Source organism: Xanthomonas sp. SHU 199 (genome assembly GCF_000364665.1).
Lineage (GTDB): Bacteria > Pseudomonadota > Gammaproteobacteria > Xanthomonadales > Xanthomonadaceae > Xanthomonas_A > Xanthomonas_A sontii.
The window spans coordinates 1-4776 of sequence record NZ_AQOI01000432.1; the positions used below are offsets into that span (position 1 = coordinate 1).

General features: G+C 70.5%; 7 protein-coding genes. 6 read left to right on the forward strand and 1 reads right to left on the reverse strand.

Annotated elements, in window-relative coordinates:
* The 4 genes from D183_RS24825 to D183_RS0113975 form a co-directional block, all read left to right on the forward strand.
* A partial coding sequence (locus D183_RS24825) for a cytochrome c-type biogenesis CcmF C-terminal domain-containing protein (RefSeq protein ID WP_039727710.1) occupies positions 1-619 on the forward strand: 619 nt, incomplete at its 5' end.
* On the forward strand, positions 616-1158 hold the full coding sequence (locus tag D183_RS0113965; protein WP_017909544.1) for a DsbE family thiol:disulfide interchange protein: 543 nt from the start codon (positions 616-618) through the stop codon (positions 1156-1158). The genes D183_RS24825 and D183_RS0113965, both read left to right, overlap by 4 nt.
* Positions 1155-1625 (forward strand): cytochrome c-type biogenesis protein, encoded by a 471-nt coding sequence (locus D183_RS0113970; protein ID WP_017909545.1) that lies wholly within the window; start codon positions 1155-1157, stop codon positions 1623-1625. The genes D183_RS0113965 and D183_RS0113970 overlap by 4 nt, the downstream gene beginning before the upstream one ends.
* Entirely contained in the window at positions 1622-2272 is a 651-nt protein-coding gene (locus D183_RS0113975) for a tetratricopeptide repeat protein (RefSeq protein WP_017909546.1), read from the forward strand. Before D183_RS0113970 ends, D183_RS0113975 begins: the two co-directional genes overlap by 4 nt.
* Positions 2273-2309: 37 nt before the next feature.
* On the opposite strand, the gene D183_RS0113980 is transcribed toward D183_RS0113975, so the two are convergent.
* Positions 2310-2669 (reverse strand): response regulator, encoded by a 360-nt coding sequence (locus D183_RS0113980; protein ID WP_017909547.1) that lies wholly within the window; start codon positions 2667-2669, stop codon positions 2310-2312.
* 219 nt (positions 2670-2888) lie between these two features.
* On the opposite strand from D183_RS0113980, the gene D183_RS0113985 reads away from it, so the two are divergent.
* Complete coding sequence (locus D183_RS0113985; protein WP_017909548.1) at positions 2889-3227, forward strand: DUF3649 domain-containing protein; 339 nt, start codon at positions 2889-2891, stop codon at positions 3225-3227.
* Positions 3224-4776, forward strand: a 1553-nt coding sequence (locus D183_RS0113990; protein WP_017909549.1) for a PepSY-associated TM helix domain-containing protein, incomplete at its 3' end; no start/stop codon positions are given. The genes D183_RS0113985 and D183_RS0113990, both read left to right, overlap by 4 nt.

The window sequence follows — 4776 nt, forward strand, 5'->3', positions numbered from 1 at the left end:
CGGCGTCGCCGCCGCGGCCTGGGTCGGCGTCGGCACCGCGCTGTATGCGCTGACCCGCTGGCGCAGCGCGCCGCGTGGCCGCCGCTTCCCCGCCGAACTGGCCGGCATGCTGCTCGCGCATGCCGGGGTCGCGGTGTTCGTGGCCGGCGTGCTGCTGTCGGACAGCCTGTCGGTGGAACGCGACGTGCGCCTGGACCCCGGCCAGAGCGCGCAGGTCGGCGCGCACAGCTTTCGCTTCGATGGCGTGCAGTTGATCGATGGCCCCAACTGGAAGGCCGAACAAGGTACGGTGAGCGTGCTGCGCGACGGCGCCGTGGTGGCGGTGCTGCATCCGCAGAAGCGTCTGTACAGCAGCGAGCGGATCCAGACCGAGGCGGCGATCGACGCCGGCGTGCTGCGCGACCTGTATGTCGCGCTCGGCGAGCCGGTCGACGACCAGCACATCGAATACGGCTGGACCCTGCGCCTGTACGACAAGCCCTTCATCCGCTGGATCTGGGCCGGCGGCCTGCTGATGATGCTCGGCGGTTTCGTCAGCGCCGGCGCGCGCCGCTTGCGTGCGCAGCCGGCTGCGACTAGCGCTACCGCGCCGGCCGCGCTCGCCGGAGCCGCGCCATGAGCCGGCTGCTGCCGCTGGCCGCGTTCGTGCTGCTGGCCGCGTTGTTCGGATTCGGCCTGTGGTGGAGCCGCAGCCACGACCCGCGCGAGGTCCCTTCGCCGCTGCTGGGCAAGCCGGTGCCGGCATTCGCGTTGCCGCGCCTGGACCGCCCGGACCTGCGCAGCGGCAGCCAGGAACTGCGCGGCCGCCCGTATCTGCTCAACGTGTTCGGCAGCTGGTGCATGGCCTGCAGCGAGGAGCATCCGCTGCTGATGGCGCAGGCCCGGCAACTGGGTGTGCCCCTGGTCGGCTACGCCTACCGCGACGCGCCGCACGACACCGCCGACTGGCTGGCGCAGCGCGGCAATCCGTATGCGCTGGTGCTGGTGGACGCCGATGGCCAGCAGGCGATCGACCTGGGTGTGTACGGCGCGCCTGAGACCTTCCTGATCGGTGCCGACGGCGTGGTCCGCTACAAGCACGTCGGCGTACTGACGGCGCAGGTGCTGGCAGACGAACTGCGTCCGGCGATTGCCGCGCTCAAGGGAGCACGTCGATGAGCGTGCTGGTCGCACGGACGCGCAGGCGCACGCCCTGGTGGCGGCTGTTGGTGCTGCTGTTGCTATTGGGCGGTGCAGTGCCGGCCTTCGCCCAGGCAGTGGACCCACTCCCGTTCAAGGACCGCGCGCAGGAACAGCGCTTCCAGCACCTGACCGCGCAGTTGCGCTGCCTGGTGTGCCAGAACGAGAACCTGGCCGACTCCGACGCGACGCTGGCGCGCGACCTGCGCCACCAGGTGTTCGCGCAACTGCAGGCCGGGCGCAGCGATGCGCAGATCAAGCAGTACATGGTCGATCGCTATTCGGCCTTCGTGCTGTACGACCCGCCGCTGGCGCCGGGCACCTGGCTGCTGTGGTTCGGGCCGGCGCTGTTGCTGCTGGGTGGTGCCGCGATGGTGCTGGCGACGCTGCGGCAACGCCGCCGCGCCCTTGGCGCCGTCACGACGGAAGCGGAGGACGCCTGGTGACGCCCGGCTTTCTGCTCGCCGCCGCCGCGATGCTAGGCATCGCCCTGTTCGCGGTGTTGCGCCCGTTGCTCGTCCAGCGTTCCGACGCAGGTCGGCAACGCGGCGTCGCGCTGCTGCTTGCGCTGCTGCTGCCGTTGCTGGGCGCCGGCCTGTACTGGCGCATCGGCACACCCGCTGCTCTGTCCGGCGTCCCGCTGCAACCGCTGCCGCCGCCCGCGCCGGACCAGACCGCGCAACTGCTGCAAGGCTGGCTGCAGCAGGCCTGGGATGCGCAACAGGCGCAGCACCCGCACGAAGCGCAGCAGGCCTATGCGCAGGCGCTGCGGGTCGCCCCGGACAACGTCGAGGCCCTGCTCGGCTGGGCCGAGACCGACATGGCGCAACGCGCCGATCTCACGGTGGGCAGCGCCGCACGCGCCATGCTCGACCGGGTGCTGGCGCAGCAGCCGGACAACCAGCGGGCGCTGTGGATGCACGGCATCGCCGCCTTCCAGCAGCAGCGCTATGCCGATGCGGCCGGCGACTGGCGCCACTTGTCGACCCTGCTGCCTGCCGCGTCGCCACTGCGCGAGGCGGTGACGCAGAAGATCGCCGCCGCCGAGGCGATGGTCGCAAAAACAGGCGCGGCGACCGCCACGCCACACTGACGCGACCACCAGATCGCACCTGCGCTCGGTGGTCCACTCACAGCGCGGACGCGATCTTCTCCTTCAGCATGTCCGCATTGAACGGCTTGACGATGTAACCGCTGACACCGGCTTCGCGGATCTCGATCACCTTGTCGCTGCGCCCCTCGGTGACCGTCATCAGGAACGGCGTGCTTTTCAGCTTCGCGTCGCTGCGAACCGCCCGCAGCAGCTCCAGCCCGGTCATCGGCGCCATGTTCCAGTCGGAAATGACCAGGCCGATCTTCTCCGACCGCATCGCGGCCAGCGTCGCCTCGCCGTCAACTGCCTCGACGACGTCGTCATAGCCGAGTTGGCCCAACAGCATGCGGACGACGCGCCGCATCGTGCGGTAGTCGTCGACGACCAGAATCTTCATGACGTCCCCAGGCAGTCCGATGGCAGGACCGATGGTGGAGGAGTCCCGCCCCCGATGCCACCGACCGAGCCGGGCTTGCCCTGCAGACGCCGCAGTGCCGATCCACCTGCACATTGCGCCGAAAATAGGAATGCGTATCATTAACGAACTGACCGCCTCGCTGCCATCCCGCTCCGCCTAGCCCTGTCGCCAAGCCGGTGCCTCTCCCGACGGGCCCCCATGCATCCAGTTCCGCCAGCGCCGCCGCGACTCTCCACGCCGCCCACCGCCGACTCGCGCGGGCTGCCGCCCTGGCTGAGCGTGCTGGCGCGGACCCTGGCCGCGATCGTCGGCGGTTATGCGCTGGCCGCGGCCACGTCCGTGCTGCTGCCATTGCTCTGGCCATCGGTGCGTGCGCAGGCGGTGTTGAGCGGCATGATGCTGGGCATCCTGGTCTGCGCCTGCACCGCGCTGTGGGCGTTCGCCGCGCGCAGCGCCGGGCGCGCCTGGCTGGGTATCGCCGCGCTGCTGGCGCCGATGGCGCTGGCCATCGCCTGGCTGCAGCAGCACGCGCCATGAAGCAGGGATTCCGCCAATCGATGGCCTGGCTGCACACCTGGAGCGGCCTGCTGGTGTCGTGGGTGCTGCTGCTGATCTTCATGGCCGGCACCGCCAGCTATTTCCGCAACGAGATCAGTCAGTGGATGCGTCCGGAGCTGCCACGTGCGCAGCCGAGTACCGACGTGGTCGCCGCCCGCGCGGTGGCGCTGCTGCAGCGCGAGGCGCCACGATCGCCGCAGTGGTTCGTGTCGCTGGCCAACCCACGCGCGCCGTTCACCGACCTGTTCTGGCGCAATCCGCCGCCGGCCGACGGCACCCGCCCGAGCCGCAAGGAACTGTTCGGCAACGCCCTGCTCGACCCGGTCAGCGGCGAGGCCAGCGAGACCCGCGAGACCCGCGGCGGCGACTTCTTCTACCGCCTGCACTTCGACCTGCACTACATGCCAGCGCTGTGGGCGCGCTACATCGTCGGCTTCTGCGCGATGTTCATGCTGGTGGCGATCATCAGCGGCGTGATCACCCATAAGAAGATCTTCAAGGACTTCTTCACCTTCCGCCCGGCCAAGGGCCAGCGCTCGTGGCTGGACTTCCACAACGCCAGCGCGGTGCTGGCCCTGCCCTACCACGCGATGATCACCTACACCGGGCTGGTCACGCTGATGCTGATGTACCTGCCCTGGGGCATCCAGACCGCCTATCCTGACGCCGAGCAGGCGTTCTACGCCGAGGCGTTCCAGGAGCCGCAGAACCTGCGTGAGGCCAGCGGCACGCCCGGCCATATGCTGCCGATCGCGCAACTGCTGGACGTGGCCCGCCGCGAATGGGGCGCGCAGGCGCCGATCGCCGGCTTCACCGTGTACAACGCCGGCGACGCCGCCGCGGCGATCCAGATCCGCCAGGGCGACGGCCAGCGGTTGGGCTACAGCACACCGTCGCTGCTGCTGGACGCGGCAAGCGGGCAGATCCTCGGCCGCAGCGGCGAACTCGGCGCCGCCGCGGAAACCCGCAGCACCCTGTACGGCCTGCATCTGGCGCACTTCGCCGGTCCCTGGCTGCGCTGGCTGTTCTTCGGCTGCGGCCTGCTCGGCTGCCTGATGGTGGCCAGCGGCGCGGTCCTGTGGGCGGTCAAGGAGCGGCCCAAGCACGCCAAGGCCGGCCGCATCGGCATGGGCCTGCGTCTGGTCGACGCGCTCAACATCGGCACCGTGGCCGGGCTGCCGATCGCCTTCGCCGCCTACTTCTGGGGCAACCGGCTGCTGCCGCTGCACCTGGAATCGCGCCCGGAAAGCGAAGCGGCGGTGTTCTTCCTGGCCTGGGCCGCGGCCCTGGTCGCCGCGCAGGTGTGGCCGAAGCGCGCGATGTGGGCCTGGCAACTGTACGCGGGCGCGGCTCTGTTCGGCCTGCTGCCGCTGCTCAACGCCGTCACCACCGATGCGCACCTGGGGGTGAGCCTGCTGGCCGGCGACTGGGCGCTGGCCGGATTCGACCTGGTCTGCCTGTTCCTCGGTATCGCGCTGGCGCTGGCCGCGCGGCGCATGCACCGCTGGCAACCGCCGCTGTCGGCGGG